General features: G+C 68.7%; 14 protein-coding genes. 6 read left to right on the forward strand and 8 right to left on the reverse strand.

Annotated features, from left to right (window positions below):
• Positions 1–46: 46 nt before the first annotated feature.
• Both ACWPN5_RS11545 and ACWPN5_RS11550 read right to left on the reverse strand, forming a co-directional pair.
• Positions 47–4,363: a translocation/assembly module TamB domain-containing protein gene (locus ACWPN5_RS11545; RefSeq protein ID WP_492295443.1), complete on the reverse strand. Its 4,317-nt coding sequence runs from the start codon at positions 4,361–4,363 to the stop codon at positions 47–49.
• A 113-nt stretch (positions 4,364–4,476) separates the two neighbouring features.
• Complete coding sequence (locus ACWPN5_RS11550) at positions 4,477–6,417, reverse strand: autotransporter assembly complex protein TamA (protein ID WP_247888351.1); 1,941 nt, start codon at positions 6,415–6,417, stop codon at positions 4,477–4,479.
• Positions 6,418–6,687: 270 nt separating this feature from the next.
• On the opposite strand from ACWPN5_RS11550, the gene typA reads away from it, so the two are divergent.
• The gene (gene typA, locus ACWPN5_RS11555; protein WP_492295444.1) at positions 6,688–8,514 is read left to right on the forward strand and encodes a translational GTPase TypA; all 1,827 of its coding nucleotides are present in this window, start codon (positions 6,688–6,690) and stop codon (positions 8,512–8,514) included.
• Positions 8,515–8,646: 132 nt separating this feature from the next.
• Entirely contained in the window at positions 8,647–9,123 is a 477-nt protein-coding gene (locus ACWPN5_RS11560) for an OsmC family protein (RefSeq protein ID WP_492295445.1), read from the forward strand.
• Between the two features lie 35 nt (positions 9,124–9,158).
• On the opposite strand, the gene ACWPN5_RS11565 is transcribed toward ACWPN5_RS11560, so the two are convergent.
• The 3 genes from ACWPN5_RS11565 to ACWPN5_RS11575 all read right to left on the reverse strand — a co-directional run bounded on the left by ACWPN5_RS11565 (position 9,159) and on the right by ACWPN5_RS11575 (position 10,052).
• The gene (locus ACWPN5_RS11565) at positions 9,159–9,341 is read right to left on the reverse strand and encodes a hypothetical protein (protein ID WP_492295446.1); all 183 of its coding nucleotides are present in this window, start codon (positions 9,339–9,341) and stop codon (positions 9,159–9,161) included.
• Entirely contained in the window at positions 9,341–9,517 is a 177-nt protein-coding gene (locus tag ACWPN5_RS11570) for a CsbD family protein (protein ID WP_145686581.1), read from the reverse strand. Before ACWPN5_RS11570 ends, ACWPN5_RS11565 begins: the two co-directional genes overlap by 1 nt.
• A gap of 121 nt (positions 9,518–9,638) precedes the next feature.
• Positions 9,639–10,052, reverse strand: a complete 414-nt coding sequence (locus ACWPN5_RS11575) for an HIT family protein (RefSeq protein WP_492295447.1) — start codon at positions 10,050–10,052, stop codon at positions 9,639–9,641.
• Between the two features lie 455 nt (positions 10,053–10,507).
• On the opposite strand from ACWPN5_RS11575, the gene ACWPN5_RS11580 reads away from it, so the two are divergent.
• Positions 10,508–13,117 (forward strand): glycosyltransferase family 2 protein, encoded by a 2,610-nt coding sequence (locus ACWPN5_RS11580; RefSeq protein ID WP_145686585.1) that lies wholly within the window; start codon positions 10,508–10,510, stop codon positions 13,115–13,117.
• Positions 13,118–13,244: 127 nt separating this feature from the next.
• Here ACWPN5_RS11580 and ACWPN5_RS11585 read toward each other — a convergent pair whose 3' ends face one another.
• Complete coding sequence (locus ACWPN5_RS11585; protein ID WP_492295448.1) at positions 13,245–13,529, reverse strand: hypothetical protein; 285 nt, start codon at positions 13,527–13,529, stop codon at positions 13,245–13,247.
• Between the two features lie 240 nt (positions 13,530–13,769).
• Here ACWPN5_RS11585 and ACWPN5_RS11590 point away from each other — a divergent pair, with 240 nt between their 5' ends.
• Both ACWPN5_RS11590 and ACWPN5_RS11595 read left to right on the forward strand, forming a co-directional pair.
• Entirely contained in the window at positions 13,770–14,564 is a 795-nt protein-coding gene (locus ACWPN5_RS11590; RefSeq protein ID WP_114856882.1) for a Crp/Fnr family transcriptional regulator, read from the forward strand.
• A 233-nt stretch (positions 14,565–14,797) separates the two neighbouring features.
• Entirely contained in the window at positions 14,798–15,211 is a 414-nt protein-coding gene (locus ACWPN5_RS11595) for a response regulator (RefSeq protein WP_145686610.1), read from the forward strand.
• 25 nt (positions 15,212–15,236) lie between these two features.
• Here the strand turns inward: ACWPN5_RS11595 and ACWPN5_RS11600 are convergent, their stop codons facing one another.
• On the reverse strand, positions 15,237–15,944 hold the full coding sequence (locus ACWPN5_RS11600; RefSeq protein WP_145686621.1) for a Crp/Fnr family transcriptional regulator: 708 nt from the start codon (positions 15,942–15,944) through the stop codon (positions 15,237–15,239).
• A gap of 186 nt (positions 15,945–16,130) precedes the next feature.
• Between ACWPN5_RS11600 and ACWPN5_RS11605 the strand changes: the two genes are divergently transcribed.
• Positions 16,131–16,544, forward strand: a complete 414-nt coding sequence (locus ACWPN5_RS11605) for a hypothetical protein (protein WP_114856885.1) — start codon at positions 16,131–16,133, stop codon at positions 16,542–16,544.
• Here the strand turns inward: ACWPN5_RS11605 and ACWPN5_RS11610 are convergent.
• Complete coding sequence (locus ACWPN5_RS11610) at positions 16,516–17,055, reverse strand: isoprenylcysteine carboxyl methyltransferase family protein (protein ID WP_200477650.1); 540 nt, start codon at positions 17,053–17,055, stop codon at positions 16,516–16,518. The two genes, ACWPN5_RS11605 and ACWPN5_RS11610, sit on opposite strands and share 29 nt — an antisense overlap.
• Positions 17,056–17,063: the final 8 nt, after the last annotated feature.

A 17,063-nucleotide genomic window follows, 5' to 3' on the forward strand; every position in this document is an offset into this window, starting at 1 on the left:
CCAGCGCCCGAACGCCGCGCATGGACCGCAGAAAGGCGGGCGACGCCTAGTAGTTCCACTCCCACTTGACGCCGACGCGGGTGTCGGAATCGGCGCCGACGTCGGCCTGGGCCTTGATGTTCTTGGTGATGTCGACCTCGACCGTGGCGCGGCTCTGGTTCGCGCCGATGCCCTGCTCCACCCCGACATAGACGCGGTCGCTGACGTAGCGCCCGGCTTCCACCGCCCCGCCCTTGCCGTCGGCACCGCCGGTGAACTCCAGCCGGTCGACGCCGAGACCGCGACGCAGATTGCCGAGCAGGCCGGGCCCGCCACCGCCGAAGCCGGCCAGGGTCGCCGCGGACTGCGCGAGCTGGACCGCCTCCACCGCGTTCAGGTTGCCGACCGACTTCCCGAACAGCACGGCAGACAGCACCTCGTCCTGCGGCAGCCCTTGCGGGGAGGTCAGTTCCAGCTTCGGCTGCCCGGCAGTGCCGGTGACGAGGACCTGGGCGGTCACGTCGTTGGCCGTAGCCTCCGCCAGGAAATCCAGCCGCGGGTCGATGGTGGGTCCCCCGTCGAACTCGATGATGCCGCGCTTGAAGACGAAGGTCTTGGCGAGAAGGTCCAATTCGCCTTTCAGCATGTTCAGCCGCCCACCGACCAGCGGCTGGCTGGAGGTGCCGGTGACGGTGAGCTGGCCGGCGAACTCCGCCTCCAACCCGCGGCCCCGGACGAAGATCTGGTTCTGCGCGTTGATCGTCAGGTCGAGGATCATCGCGAAGGCCGGTTCCGGCGCCGCCGGCCCGTTTCCAGCCGGCCCGTTCTTCAGGCTGACCGGCTGCGCCTTGCGGCCCTTGCCGACCTCGACGACCTTCAGGTCAACCACATTGGGCGGGGTCTGGTTGGGGATCTGGATTTCCGCCCGCTCGATCCGCACAGGACCGGCGAGACGCGGATTCAGGAAGCTGCCGGTCAGCGTCAGATTGGTGCCGAGGGTGACCACCGCCAGATCGTTCTGCACCAGCCGGGCCCGGTCGGCCTGGATGGCGAGGTCGAGCTGCTGCTGCGGGTCCGCGGCGGCGGGACGGATCACGCCGCGGGCGCTGATCTCGCCGCCGTTGGTGGTCCGCCCGCGGAAGCTCTGGATGGTGAAGACGTCGCCGTCGCCGACGATGCGGGCGTCGATGTTGCTGATGATGGCGCCGCTCGCCCGGTTCTCGTAGCGTCCGTTGGCCAGGGTCACCGTGCCGCCCAGCCGGGGGGCCGCCACCGTGCCGTCGACGCTGACGTCCAGCCGCAGCGTGCCGCGCGCCCGGTCGCCGCTGGCCGCCAGCAGGTCGTTGGCGAGCGAGGCATCGATGGCGCCGCGCAGCGCCGCCTCCAGCCGGCCGCGCTCCGGCACCGAGAAGGCCAGCGTGTCCGGGTCCATCGCCAGCGGTGCGGCGGCGGTCAGGGTCACCCGGCCCGCGTTGTTGCTGGTGGCGACGTCGCCATCCACCGACAGGCGGGCCTCCCGCCAGCGCGCGTTGACCGTGGCGTTCAGGCCCGGCACGCCGGCCTGGGTGGTCTGCTGCGCCTTCAGGTTGGCGATGCGCAGCGTGGCGTCGGCCTGCGGACGGCGGACGGTGCCGCCGAGCGTCGCCTGGGCGTTCAGCGTGCCGTCCAGCCGCAGAGTCGGGTTGGCCAGCCGGGCCAGCGCCATCGGCACGCGGTCGAGCCGCAGCTCGCCCGACAGCCGCTCTCCGTTCAGGCCGAGATCGGCGGCGAGCTGGGCGTTGCCGCTGACCAGCCGCAGGCCGGAGACCTCGTAGCGCCGCTCGCCCAGGGCGATGGCGGCGGGCTGGGTCAGCCGGAAGGATTCGCCGCTGTAGCGGCCCTGGAGCCGGTCCAGCCGGATGCGGTTCAGCGCGCCGTTCTGGGTGAATTCGCCGGCCAGATCGAGCCCCAGCGGGTCGCGCCCGGCGCCGGCGGCTTCCGCCCGGAAGGCCGCCTTGGCGAGCGAGCCGTCAACGCTGGCGGTCACGCGGGCCAAGTCGTTGCCGGCGGCGGCCCCGTCCTGAAGCTCCACACGCGCCTTGCCGCTGGCGTTGCCCAGCGCGTCGACGACGTCGGCGTTGGCGGTCAGGCGGCGCGCGGCGAACAGCGGACCGCCCTCCCCCTCGACGCGGAGGTTGGTGGCGTTGGCGGTCAGGTTGGCCGCCTGCTTGCCGTTCGGCGCGTCGAGCGCGACGGTGAAGCCCGCCGCCCCGGTGAGCGGCACGCCGGCCAGCTCCGACAGGGCCTGAAGCTGCGGCAGGTTGCCGTCGAGCTTGCCGGTCGCGGTCATGGCGTCGAGCGCAACGCGCACCGCACCGGTGATCCGGTTCGGCCCGTTCGCCACGGCGAGGTCGCTGATGCGCAGCGCCTGCCCCTCCAGCGCGTAGGCGGCGTCCGCGGTCAAGCCGGCGCCAGCCAGTTCGGTGCGGGCCGACACGCGCCCCTGCGGGGCGCCCGGCAAATTCTGGGCGGTGGCGTTCAGCCGCGTGTCGCCGAAGCGGCGCCCCTGCACGGCGAGGTTCCGCGCGTGCAGCGCCGCCTCGGCCACCAGCTTGTCCAACGGGCCTTTCGCCGTCGCGTCGAGCGTCAGGCCGCCGGCCATCTCAGTCCCGGCAGCGGTGCCCACCGGGGCGAGGTCGGCGATCTCCAAGCGGGTCTTCGCGTCCACGGCCCCATCCACCAAGGCCGCGGCACCGGTCAGTCGCCCGTTGCGGCCATCCACCGTCAGGTCGGTGAGGCGCATGGCGCCCCCCGGCTCCATCACCGCCTGGGCGCCCAGGCTGACGTCGCGGCCGAGCACGCCGTCGGCCGGCGTTCCGGTCTGCAGGCCGCGCAGCGCGCCGCTGAGACCGGCCGTCAGCGTGCCGTCCTCCTGCCAGCGCACCGGCCCGGCCAGGGCCAGCGAGCCGGCCAGCGGCTGCCCGGCGAGGGCGGAGAGGCGCGACAGGTCGTCGGCGTTCAGCGACACCGTCACGTCGGCGGTCTGGCCCCAACCGGTCACGCTGCCCTGCGCTCCAACGCTGGCCGCCGCGGTGGTCAGGGTCACCCCGTCGATCCCCACCGCGCCGGTGTCGGCGTTGATCCGCGCCCGCCCGTCCAGCCGCACCTCCGGCCCGGCGACCGAGGCCAGGGCGGGATCGTCGGCGGCGAGGTCGCGGATCAGCCCTTCCACCACCACGGTCAGCGCGTCCAGCGTGCCCTGGGCGGTGCCCGACACGGTGCCTTCCCGCCAGGCGATGCCGGGGGCGAAGCCGTGCAGGGTGGAGTCCGGCCCGGCCTGCACCTCGTAGCGCAGGTCGAGGCTGCGGCGGTCGGCGCCGACGCGCCCCGAGAGATTGGCCGTGGCGGCGGCGGTCTCGACGGCCACCGGCTGCAGGGTCAGGGCGCCGTCCGGAGCGACCACCACCGTGCCCTTGAGCGCCGGCTGCGGGCCGGCCAGCGGCGCGATGTCGGGGCCGAGCAGTGACGCCACGTCGCCGGTCGCCGCGAGTGTCACGGCGTGCCCCTCCGGCACCGCCTTGATCGTCGCGTCGGCGGCCAGCCGGGCGGCGTTCTCCGCCGCCGCGGTGAAGGTGCCCTTCCAATCGTCCAGCGAGCCCTGCCCGTCCAGCGACGCGCTGACCGGCGGAGCGCCGGGGATGTTCAGCGCGGTGGCGATCAGCCCGCCCGCCGGCTCCGACGCCTTCAGATTCAGGTCGAGCCGCTTGTCGTCGGGGTTGAAGGCGACGTCGAGCGCCACCGTGCCCGGCTGGTCTCCGAGACGGTCCACGTTCAGATGCACCTCCAGCGACGACCCGCCGGACGCGAGGTCGAGCGACCCGTCGATCTTCAGCCGCGCCTCCTGCCCGATCAGCGGCTCGGCCAGGACCAGCTCGGCAATCGCCAGCTTGTCCACGGCGACGCCCACCGGCAGGCTGGGCAGCAGGGAGGTCGGCCCCTGGTCGGGTGGCGGCTCCGGCCCTTCGGCGGGCAGCGGCGCGCGCTCGACGACGACGCGCTGCGCCTCGATGGCGTCGGCCTTGGCCCGCCCGGTCAGCAGCGCGGTCGGGGCGAGGTTGACGCGCAGGTCCTCCAGCCGCAGCCACACGCCCTCGCGGTCGGCGACGGTGACGTCGGAGATCGTGAAGTTGACGGGCACCGCGCCACCGATGGTGCCGATCTTGACCTGAAGGTCCGGACCGTTGACCGCCTTCTCGATGGTCTGGGCGATCCAGCGCCGGACGGCGTTGGCCGGACCCCAGCCGCCCCCGTCGGTGTCGGCCGCGCGGGCGGCCTCCGTCAGGACCGCCCCGCTGAGGACGGTGATGGCCAGAAGAAGGACGATCAGACGACGCAAAACCGACACCACGCACCCCGTTGCGGCATTCCCCGAATGGTATAACGGGAAAGAGCATGGGCGATCCCGATCCAAGTGGCAAAAATGCGACCCGACCCGGCATCACCGGTTGAAAGGACGAATCAGAAGGCCTGACCCAGACTGAGATAGAGCTGCCACTTCGCATCGCCGGAGTCGGCGTTCAGCGGGAAGGCGACGTCGGCGCGCAACGGCCCGAAATCAGTGTAGTAGCGGGCGCCGATGCCCGCGCCGACCTTCAGCGGCTCCTTGAAGTCCGGGAAGGCGCTGTCGAAGACGGTGCCGGCATCGACGAAGGGCACGATGCCGACGGTCTCCGTCACCTTGACGCGCAGTTCCAGCCCGGCCTCGAACAGCGAGCGTCCGCCGGTCGGGTCGCCGTAGATGTCGCGCGGTCCGGCCTTCTGGAAGCCGTAGCCGCGCACCGACCCGCCGCCGCCCGCATAGAAGCGGTGGTCCGGCGGAACCTGGTCCAGGGAGGCTCCCACCGTGCTGCCGACTCCGATGCGCGCCGCCGCGACGTAGCGCCCGTCGTCGGACAGGTCGCGGTAGGCCGACGCGTTGATCTGGAAGCTGGTGAAGATCGAGTCCGTATCCCCGGCGTAGGGGAACCAGGGGGTGGCAAGCAGCGAGGCGCGGTAGCCCCTGGACGGGTTCAGCAGGTTGTCCGAGCCGTCCCAGGCGACGCCCAGCGGCACGCCGATGAATCCGGTCTGATACTCCCGCAGGTTGGAGCGCACCCGCCCGCGTTCTCCCGACACGCCGTAGGAGACCTTGAGCTGGTCGGTCACCTGCCGCTCCAGCGAGGCCGAGCCGATGGTGGCGACGCGGTCGTAGGCCGGCGGCTGCTCCGACGCGACCTGGAAGTCCAGGATCAGCGACTGGCGCGGCGCCAGGAAATCGGGCTTGCGGAAATTGGCCGACAGGCGGATGTCCGGCAGGTCCAGGCTGCCGCGCGGTCCCTGCGCGGCGCCGTTGTCGCCGCCGATTCGCCCGACCTCGACGCCCAGCCGCAGCCGCTCCGCCCCGCCGAACAGGTTGCGGTGGCCCCAATAGGCCGAGCCGCCCACGCCATCCTCCGACGAGTAGAAGGCGCTGGCCCCGATGAAGCGGTGCAGCTTCTCGGCCAGGGTCACGTCCACCGGCGTGACGCCGCCCGGCCCCGGCTCCTCGGCCAGCCGCACCCGCACCGTGTCGAACACGTCGAGTTGGGCGATCTGCTGGCGCGCCCGGTCGACCTTGGCCGGGCTGTAGATGTCGCCCTGTTTCCAGGGCAGGCGCCCGCGGATCAGCGTCTCGTCGACGCTGGCCAGCCCGTCGATCTTGGTGTCGCCGAACATCACCAGCGGGCCGGGATCGACCGAATAGGTGACGTCCATGCTGTGGTCATCGTGATCCACCACCACCCGCCGCTCGGCGACGGTGGCGAAGGGGTGGCCGCGGTCGGTCATCCGGCGCAGCAGAGCGGACTGGGCGTCGACCACCTGCGGCGCCCGCGCCCGCTCCCCCACCGGCAGGCCGATGTCGGCCGGCGTCACGTCGCCGCCCGGCAGCGGCGCGCCGTCGGTGGAGGCGATGGTGATGGTCTTGAAGCGGTAGGCCGTGCCCGGCGTCACCGCCACGGTCACCTTGGCCGGCGTCTGGGCCGCGTCCACCCGGATGTCGAGCACCGCGTCGTAGAAGCCGGCGGAACGCAGCGCCGTCTGCAGGCGCTCCCGGTCGCTGTCGGCACGCCGTTCCAGCCCCAGCACCGACGGTGGCGGATCGCCCTTCAGGCTGACCAGCGAGGAGCTGTCGCGCAGCAGGTCGCGCAGCTCGTCGTCCTCCATCCCGGTGAACTCCACCTCATAGGGGATTTGCGGGCCGGGGGCGTTGGGCGTGGGATCGTCCGGCGCGGAGCCGTCCGGCGCCGCGGGCGGCGGAGCGGCCTCCTGAACCGGGTCCGGCGCCGGGTCCTGCGCGCGCGACGGGTCGCCCGGCACGGCGACGAGCGCGCTGGACAGGAGGAGGATGGCGAGGCGGGAAGCGGAAACGCGGCGGGTCATCAACCGACCATGTAAGATTCCTTGTTCCAGACGCCAATGATTCGGTCGCTGTGACGCAAGGAAATTCCGCATAGGCGCTTTGGGCGAGTTTCCCTCACCTCGCCGCTTGCGTTATGAAGCCGGATCATTATATTGCGTCGCAACAGTTTCCCCGGCAGAGCCCCCCGATCGATCTCGGAGGGTTTTTTTGTTGTGCGCGGTCAACGAGCCGCGGTGTCGGGGCGGCATTGCGCAACGGAAGCCCCAAGCGGATTTAAGAGTCCCCGACACATGAATCTTCGTAACGTCGCCATCATCGCGCACGTCGACCACGGCAAGACGACCCTGGTCGATCAGCTCCTCAAGCAGGCCGGTTCGTTCCGCGAGAACCAGCAGGTCGCCGAACGCGCCATGGACTCCAACGACCTGGAGCGCGAGCGCGGCATCACCATCCTGGCCAAGTGCACGTCGGTCCTGTGGAACGACCTGCGCATCAACATCGTGGACACCCCCGGCCACGCCGATTTCGGCGGCGAAGTCGAGCGCATCCTCTCCATGGTGGACGGCGTGGTCCTGCTCTGCGACGCCGCCGAAGGGCCGCTGCCGCAGACCAAGTTCGTGCTGGGCAAGGCGCTGAAGCTGGGCCTGCGCCCGATCGTTGTCATCAACAAGGTGGACCGTCCCGACGGCCGTCCGCACGAGGTGCACGACGAGGTGTTCGACCTCTTCGCCTCGCTCGACGCCTCGAACGAGCAGCTCGACTTCCCGACCCTGTTCGCCTCGGGCCGCAACGGCTGGGCGACCACGGACCTGGAGAACGGCGCCCGCGAGACGCTGACCCCGCTGTTCGAGCTGATCCGCGACCATGTCCCGTCGCCCAAGGTGGAAGAGGACCTGCCCTTCGCCATGCTGGCGACCACGCTGGAGGCGAACCCCTACCTGGGCCGCATCCTGACCGGGCGCATCCAGACCGGCAGCGTCAAGGTCAACATGGCCATCAAGTCGCTGAGCCGCGACGGCAAGCTGATCGAGAACGCCCGCATCAGCAAGGTGCTGGCCTTCCGCGGCCTGGAGCGCGTTCCGGTGGACGAGGCGCACGCCGGCGACATCGTCGCCTTGGCCGGCCTGACCACCACCACCGTGGCCGACACCATCTGCGCGCCGGAAGTCGCCGAGCCGCTGAACGCCCAGCCGATCGACCCGCCGACCCTGGCGATGACCTTCTCGGTCAACGACAGCCCGCTGGCCGGCCGCGAGGGCGACAAGGTCACCAGCCGCATGATCCGCGACCGCCTGTTCCGCGAGGCCGAAGGCAACGTGGCGCTGCGCATCTCCGACACCGAGGGCGGCGACGCCTTCGAGGTGGCGGGCCGCGGCGAACTGCAGCTCGGCATCCTGATCGAGACGATGCGCCGCGAGGGCTACGAGCTGGCCATCAGCCGCCCGCGCGTGCTGTTCAAGACCGACCCGCTGAACGGCCAGCGCCTGGAGCCGATCGAGGAAGTCGTCGTCGACGTGGACGAGGAGTTCTCCGGCACCGTCGTGCAGAAGATGGCGGAGCGCAAGGCGGACCTCATCGAGATGCGACCGTCGGGCGGCAACAAGACCCGCATCGTCTTCCACGCCCCGTCGCGCGGCCTGATCGGTTACCAGGGCGAGTTCCTGACCGACACCCGCGGCACCGGCATCATGAACCGGCTGTTCCACGGCTACGCCCCCTACAAGGGCACGATCGCCGGCCGGCGCACCGGCGTGCTGATCTCCAACGCCGACGGCACCGCGGTGGCCTACGCGCTGTGGAACCTGGAGGATCGCGGCCCGATGCTGATCGATCCGGGCGTTCCGGTCTATCAGGGCATGATCATCGGTGAGCACACCCGCGGCAACGACCTCGAGGTCAACGTCATCAAGGGCAAGCAGCTCACCAACATCCGCACCACCAGCAAGGACGAGGCGGTCCGCCTGACCCCGCCGATCCAGATGACGCTGGAGCGCGCCCTGTCCTACATCGGCGACGACGAGCTGGTGGAGGTGACGCCGAAGTCCATCCGCCTGCGCAAGCGCTACCTCGACCCGAACGAGCGCAAGCGTCACGCCCGCGCGGCGGAAGCCAGCTGAGGCGCAAGCCTTACGGCAGCTCTGCATTGAGATCGCGGGAGGGCTTCGGCCCTCCCGCTTTTTTTATGGCCCGTTTTCTTTTCAGCACCATTGTTCGCGGTTACCCTCCCGGAAACACCTCCGGAGGGACCAATGTCAGGGCGCGAACACCGGTACGACACGACGGTCACCTGGACGGGCAACCAGGGAAGCGGAACCGCTGGCTACAAAGCCTACAGCCGTGACCTCGAGATCATGGCCCCCGGCAAGCCGCCGATCCCCGGCTCGTCCGACCCGGCCTTCCGCGGCGATCCCGCGCGCTACAATCCCGAGGACATGCTCGTGGCCTCGCTCTCGGCCTGCCACATGCTGTGGTACCTGCACCTGTGCGCGGTGAACGGCGTCACGGTGACCGCCTACAGCGACCCGGCGAGCGGCACCATGGCGGAGGACGCCTCCGGCGGCGGCCGCTTCACCGAGGTGGTCCTGCGCCCGCAGGTCACGCTGGCCGCCGGCAGCGATTCCGCGAAGGCCGTGGCCCTGCACCATGAGGCCCACGAGAAGTGCTTCATCGCCAACTCGGTCACCTTCCCGGTGCGGGTCGAGGCGCGGATCACCGGCGAGGGCTAAAGAAAAACCCCCTCCCGGTTGGGAGGGGGCGATTCCTAGTCCCGCAAGCTCTTCTTCTTGATATCGGGCTTCTCGCCCAATTCGTCGAACTTCTCCTGGACCGGCTTGTCGGGGTCGCCCGAGGCCTGCCCGGTTTCCTCGATGAGCTTGTCCTCGATCCGCTGGGCGGCGTCGGACGGGGCATCGTCCTTGCGATACCCCCGCTCCTCCGTGCCCATCACTTGTCGCCTTTGAGGATGTCCTTCACCTTGCCGACGACCTTGTCCAGCTTGCCTTCGGCCTTGTCGGCGCGGCCCTCGTCCTTCAGATCCTGATTGCCGGTCAGGTCGCCGGCCTGCTTCTTGACTTCGCCCTTCAGCTCCTTGCCGGCACCCGTGATGCGATCGGTGTTCATGGTGCCCTCTCCTTTGATCGGTGAATGTTTCAGGGAGCATAAACAGGGCAGTCTGCGAAACGTCACGCCTCCGCTTGGCCGCAAAGGGAGAGGGAGCCGTCGCGTTCGGTTTCGCCGGGCCTCACTTTTGGCCCAACCCTGCCCCGATCTTTCGGATAAGGCTGTCCCGCTCCTCCGGGCTGTAGCGCTCCGCGAAGCCCGACCCCCACACCGGCCCCGGCCACGCCGGGTCCTCCTTGGAGCGGGCAATGACATGGATATGAAGCTGCGGAACCAGATTGCCCAGAGCCCCGACGTTGATCTTGTCCGGGCTGAACAGGGTTTCCAGCGTGCGCGACGCCCAGGCGATCTCGTCCACCAGCCGGTGCTGGTCCTCACGGGGCAGTTGGTGGATCTCCGTCAGATCATGCCGGGCGGGGACCAGGATCAGCCATGGCCACACCCGGTTGTCCATCAGGAGGACGCGGCACAGCGGCCATTCGGCGATCGGGGCGGTATCGGCCTGCAAACGGTCGTGCAGATGGAACATCGTCATGGGGTCCCGTGTCTTTCCTGTGCTGTCTTCCCTTCGGCCCGTAAGGTCTTCCTTGCGGCGTCCGCGGAAGAAAACGCCCACGTGGCGCGTTCGTCCAGAGGGGCCTTCGTCCAATGGGGATTGCCGCCGCTGCAGGTCTGGGCACCGGCGCGTCGGAGTGGGACTGGTTGCGGGACTGGGAAAAATGTATAAACTGCCGCACGATCTTTATTCGGTCCGGTGATGTTCCGGTCGGAGGCGTTCGGTCCTCCGGCTTATACGGATCGCGCGGCGGATTGAGGCGTGTCCTGCAACCAGGGTGGTGGGTACGGGTGTTCGGTCCGAAGGCGGTGTCGGGGCGGCGAGTCCCCCTGCGTGCCGGCCCGGTGGAACCCCTTCGCTGAATTGAAAGATGCCCGGCCGGGGCGGACCAAGCCAGGACGGCCGGCAGACGTTTGGGACAAAGAAAGACGGTCATGCGCAAGTCGGCGATCGCGGCTCTTCTTCTCGTGATCCTGGGCAACATCGGAGTCTGGGCGCTGTGGAACCGCCCCGTCGCCGAACGGTCCTGGGGCGGCGCCATCAGCGGCGTCGGTTACACGCCCTTCCACCCGGACAAGAGCCCGTCCAAGGGCGACAAGGCCTCGGCGGAGGACATCGAGAAGGACATGAAGGCCCTGGAGGGGTCGGTCAAGGGCGTGCGCATCTACTCCACCACCGACGGGTCGGAGCAGACGGCGCCCATCGCCCGCAAGTACGGGATTCCGATCACCGCGGGCGCCTGGATCGCCGGCAAGCCGGAGATCGACGAGCCGGAGATCAACGGCCTGATCAAGCTGGCGCGCGACAACAACAACGTCCGCCGCGTCCTGGTCGGCAACGAGGCGATCCTGCGCGCCGACATCACCGTTCCGCAGGCCATCGAATACATCAAGCGGGTGAAGAAGAAGGTCAACGTCCCGGTCTCCACCGCGGAGCCGTGGCACGTCTGGCTGGAGCATCCGGAACTGGCCGACGCGGTGGACTTCCTGGCCGTCCATCTGCTGCCCTACTGGGAAGGCGTGCCCGCCGACCAGTCGGTCGATTACGCCATGTTCCGCTACAACGAGCTGAAGACCAAGTTTCCGAACAAGCACATCCTGATCTCGGAAATCGGCTGGCCGGCCGACGGCCCGTGGCGCCGCGGCGCCGAGGCGAGCCAGGTCAACCAGGCCAAGTTCATCCGCACCTTCCTGAACGTCGCGGCGCAGAACAAGCTCGACTACTTCATCATGGAAGCCTTCGACCAGCCCTGGAAGCGGGAGATCGAAGGCACCGCCGGCACCAGCTGGGGCCTGTGGGACGCGTGGCGCAAGCCGAAGTTCCCGATGATCGGCGAGGTGACGGAGCTGCGGAACTGGCCGCTGCTCTGCGGCATCTCCATCGCGGTGGGCTTCCTGCCGCTCGTCTTCTTCCTGTGGCGCCGCGGCGGCGACCTGAAGTTCGGCGGGCAGGTCTTCTACGGCGCGATGATCCAGGGCGTGTCGTCGGTTCTGGTCTTCACCTTCACGGCGGCCAGCGTCGCCGGCCTCGCCACCACCACGGAAATCGCCTGGGGCATCCTGGTCTTCTGCCAGCTCGTCCTGCTCGCGGTCATGCTGATCGACGGGCTGGAGCTGACCGAGGTCGTCTGGCAGGACCGCTTCAAGCGCAAGTTCCAGCCCTGCTCGGCCGCGCCCCTGCCCAACGCGCCGAAGGTCTCCATCCATGTGCCCTGCTACAACGAGCCGCCGCACATGGTCATGGAGACTCTGGACGCGCTGGCCCGGCTGGACTACCCGAACTACGAGGTCCTGCTGCTCGACAACAACACCAAGGACCCGGCGGTGTGGCGCCCGGTCGAGGAGTACTGTCGCAAGCTGGGGCCGAAGTTCCGCTTCTTCCACCTGGACAACTGGCCGGGCTTCAAGGCCGGCGCGCTGAACTTCGGCCTCGCCCAGACGGCGCCGGACGCCCAGCACATCGCCGTCATCGACAGCGACTATCAGGTCCATCCAGACTGGCTGAAGGCGACCATCCCGCACTTCGACCGGCCCGAGGTCGGCTTCGTGCAGTCGCCGCAGGATTACCGGGACTGGAGCCACGACTTGTTCCAGCGGATGATCAACTGGGAATACGCCGGCTTCTTCCACATCGGCATGATCCAGCGCAACGAGCGCAACGCGATCATCCAGCACGGCACCATGACCATCATCCGCAAGTCGGCGCTGGAGGAGGTCGGCCGCTGGGGCGAGTGGTGCATCACCGAGGACGCCGACCTCGGCCTGCGCCTCTTCGAGCACAAGTACGAAGCCGTCTACATGCCGGAGAGCTACGGCAAGGGCCTTGTCCCCGACAGCTTCTCCGCCTACAAAACGCAGCGCTTCCGCTGGGCCTACGGCGCCGTGCAGATCCTCAAGCATCACTGGCGCGACCTGCTGCCGGGCGGCCCGCGCCTGACCGCTGGGCAGAAGTACCATTTCATCACCGGCTGGCTGCCCTGGTTCGCCGACGCCGCCCACATGATCTTCGGCATCGCCGGCATCATCTGGTCGATCGGCCTGCTCGCCTTCCCGAAATATTTCGAGTTTCCGCCCAGCGTCTTCATGATCCCGACGCTCAGCGTCTTCGCCTTCAAGGTCGGCGCCTCGCTCTGGCTGTACGAGGCGCGGGTGAAGTGCGGATTCTGGGACAAGGTGGGGGCGGCCATCGCCGGCATGGCGCTGACCCACACGGTCGGCCGTGCCATGTGGCTGGGCATGCTCACCTCTGGACGTCCCTTTGTCCGCACGCCGAAGTGCGAGAACCAGCCGGCGCTGATGCAGGCCTTCCTGATGGCGCGGGAGGAGATCGCGCTGCTGCTGGGCCTGTGGGGCGCCGCTCTGGCCATCGTGCTGGTGTTCGGCCACGAGAACCGCGACGCCTTCATGTGGTCGGGCCTGCTGGTCGTGCAGTCCCTGCCCTACCTGTCGGCCTTCATCACGGCGCTGATCAATGCGTTCCCGAACATCGGGTTGGGCAAGCAGCGTCCGCAGCCGACCGAAACCGCCGGGGCCGGAGCGGACTGACCGCTCCCACCCGTCGCACGGCGAAACGAAGAGAGCCCCGCCAGTCGATGGCGGGGCTCTCTTCGTTTTGTCGATGCGGCTGATCGCCCGACTGGCCGATCGCCCGTCCGGCCCGCCCCACGCTTGCTCAGTCCTGGGAACCGCTGTCCGCCATCTGGCCGACCGCAATTTGCGCCGACGCGGGATGGGTAGCGTTCACCTGGATCATCAGGCGCTCGACAATCTGCAGCGCCAAACGATGCAGATTGGGGTCCTCGACCTTCGGATCGCGATTCTGGTGGGCGGCGGCGGCGTCCTCAAGCGCGGCATGCGCTTCCTCGAGCCGTAAAACCCCGCGCTCCACCAGTGCGAGCATAAGTGATTCACAAATCGAGAGGGCAGCCAGTCCCGCCGCATCCCGCTCCGCCGCCATGCCGCCCCCCGCACTGATCTGTTACCACCGCCGGCCGTTCAAAACCCCATACGGCCAATGCCACCAACAGTTTTGTATATGATCCCTCACCTGTCCGGTCGAGAAAATCTAAGCCCCATTAACCTATGTTATAGATGGTTTTATCGTTTGGCTTAATCGTTCGAGGCCGCCCGGAATTGGGCTGGCAGTGGCACTCGCTTCGGGGCCATAACAATTGGACGATCAAAGGCTGGAACAGAAATGACCCGCGCCCAGGCCAACATACCTTCATCTCCACTGGGGCGCAAGATAACGAGTTACATGAGCTTGACAGATGAGGAGAAGAACTTCCTCAACGAATTGGAGCGCAATGTTACCAGGCACGGCTCTCGATCCGATCTTCTTCAGCAAGGGGAACGCTACGGTTGCGTGCGGGTGATGCGCAAAGGTTGGGCAATCCGTCACAAGGCGCTGCCCGATGGGCGGCGGCAGGTGGTCAATTTTGTCCTGCCAGGGGACATCATCGGCTTTTACTGCAACCTCTTCGAGACGGCCGACCATGGCGTCACCACTCTGACTCCCGCTGAAGTGGCAAACTTCCAGCCGGAACGCATCATTGAACTGTTCAAGCTCTTCCCGCGTCTGGCCGCCGCCCTTGCCTGGTCTGGCGCCAAGGAAGAGGCGATCATCGCCGAACGGCTGCTCAGCGTCGGCCGCCGCACCGCGCTGGAACGCACCGCCCATTTGATCGTGGAGTTGCTGCGGCGGCTGAGCATCGTCGGGCTGGTCGAGGAAGGGCGCTTCACCCTGCCGGTCACCCAGGAGATCCTGGCCGACGCGCTGGGGCTCAGCATCGTTCACATCAACCGGACGCTCCGCCGGCTGCGGGACATCGGGCTGATCGACCTGGCGGGCCAGCAGATCACTGTCCACGACGTGAAGCAGCTCGCCTCCGTCGGCCAATTCGACGAGTTGTACCTCCACCTGATCCAGGCGCCCAAACAGCTGGAGCACGCGCTGGACGCCAAGTCCGACCGCAAGCGCGCGGGGGACTGACCCGATCGTCGCACCCCGAAGATATCCTCTTCCGATTAACCTATGACAATGCAGTGGTGCGCTGTTCGATATAGAATCTAAATTGCCTGCTCAGATAATTGAGTGAACCGATCACCGAGCGGACAGCGGCCACCCCGACCCGGTTTTCCCGAACAGGCCGGACGAGGGGTATCGGGCAGCCGGCATCGCCGTCCTGTGTTTCACTGGTCCCCCGCTGTTCATTTGGATACCGCATGACCGACGCCCCCCTCGCCGGCCGATCCACAAGCTCCGGCACACTGACGGTCGCCCTCATGGAGGACGACATGGTGCTGTGCCTGTGCATGGAAACCCTGTTCGAGGACTGGGGCATGCAGCTGGTCAGCGCCCCGACCCCCGCCGCTCTCCTGGACGCGCTGAACGGCGGGGCTCCCCCCGACATCCTGGTCGCCGACTATCATCTGGGGCGGCACGGCAAGGCTCCGGAGTCGGTGCGGACGGTGCTGGCGGACCTCGGCCCCGCCCTCCCCGTCATCATCACCACCGGGGACGAGTCCGCGGCCACCCAGGCGGAAATCCGCGATGCCGGCTGGTATTTCCTTCCCAAGCCCTATGATCCCGAATCGCTCCGCGCCCTGATCCTCACCGTTCTGGAGCGCGCCGACTGAGTAGCCGGTTCCGGACGAAGCCCCGTCAGGCGCCGGACCGGACATCCTCCACCAGAGCTTCCAACCGATGCAGGTCGTGGACGACCAGCGCGTCGGCCCGGCGCTCCACCAGCCCATCGCGGGCGAGGTCGTTCAGCACGCGGGCAACCGTCTCGCGGGCGGTGCTGACCCGGCTGGCGATGTCGGCATGGACGGGGATCGGCGCGATCACCGCCGTCCGCCCGTCCACCTGCGCCCGCTTGGCGAGCCGCAGCAATTCGGCGTGGACGCGGTTGTTGGCGCCCAGCGTCGACAGCTCCATCACCCGGTCGGTGGCGATGCGGACGACCCGGCACAGCCGCCGCATCACCGCCATGGCGAGGTCCGGATGGCCGGACACCAAGTCCTGAAAGGGCCGGGGCGCCAGGAAGGCGATCAGCGTCCCTTCCTCCACCGCCACCGCGGAGGCCGAGCGGGGAAGCCCGTCGATGGCCGCCATCTCGCCCAGGAATCCGCCGGCCTCGATGTCGTCGAAGCTGATCTCGCGGCCCGCCGGCGAATGGCTCAGCACCCGCACGCGCCCGTCGACCACCAACGCCACATCCCGCGTGTCTCCCTGATGGTCGATGATCTGCTCGTTCGCATGGAAGCGGCGCCAACGGCACAGGCGCGCCACGGCGGCGCGCTCCTCCGCGGACAGCGGGCTCAGCAGCGTGATTCCATCCAGCCGGGACGGTCCAGCGTCGGCGGGCACGGCGTCTCCTTGATCGTTGGCGCGGTCGTCAGTTGCTGCCAGGCGGCAGCCTGTGGTCATGGACGGGCAGAATAGCCGGGGCTGCGCAAAGGTGGAACCTCCTCCCTCCGACGGGTATCGCTAACGTCCCGTTAACCCTGAAGGCGGCAGAACGGATGGGACGCGCCCACCGGAATTGAGAGAGCCATGTCGTTCCAACTGCCCTCCGGCCCCGTTCCCCGCAGCCTGATCCCCAACGCCGGCCGCGTGGATTCGCAGCGCCTGCTGTCGGTCGTCGCCATTCCTTTCGCCGCGGCCATCGCCATGGCGACCGCCGTGGCGGCCATGGGCGGCGTGACCGACCCCATCGCCGAGGCAGGCGGGCCGATGTACTTCGTCTTGAACTTCGTGAAGTTCTGCTATCTGGCCGTCTCGATGGCCCATCTCTCCGGCGCCCTGGCGGAGCGCGCCAACGGCGGCCTGCCCGCCGGCCTGTGGCTGGACGAGATGGACCGCGAGGAGCCGGAGCCCCGCGAATCCTTCTGGCACGCCTTCCCCAACCATCTCGACGGGGCGGCCATCGCCGGCTGCGTCACGATGCTGTGCTTCCTGCTGACCTGAGCGTGCGCCGTCCGGACAGCGCGCCATCCTCGACACGGATGCGGTGCAGGGTCAGAGGCACGTTCAGCAGCGTCGCCAGCACCGCGATCCACCACGCCCCGAAGACCAGGGGCAGAACGGCCAATTCCCCCGCCACCACCAAGTAGTTGGGGTGGCGGACCCAGCGGAACGGCCCGCGCCGCACCAGCGGCGCGCCGGGCAGGGTGATGATGCGGGTGGTCCAGAACCGCCCCAGCGTGGCGATCACCCAGACCCGCCCGGCCTGCAGCAGAACGAACAGGGCGAGCAGCCAGCCGTTGATCGGCGCGTCCGCCGGCACGACGGCGAACAGCAGCGCCAGCCAGCCGGCGTGCAGCCCGACGAACAGCGGGTAATGGGCGGCCCCGACCTCCTGCGCGCCTTCGGCCAGCAGCCGGCGCGTGTTGCGTTGGGCGACCACGAGTTCGCCCAGGCGCTGGGCCGCGACGAGCAGCAAAACGACGTGGGGCCAGCCCAGCGGCAGCGTCTCCATTCCCAAAG

The organism is Azospirillum sp. UENF 211521, assembly GCF_058780535.1.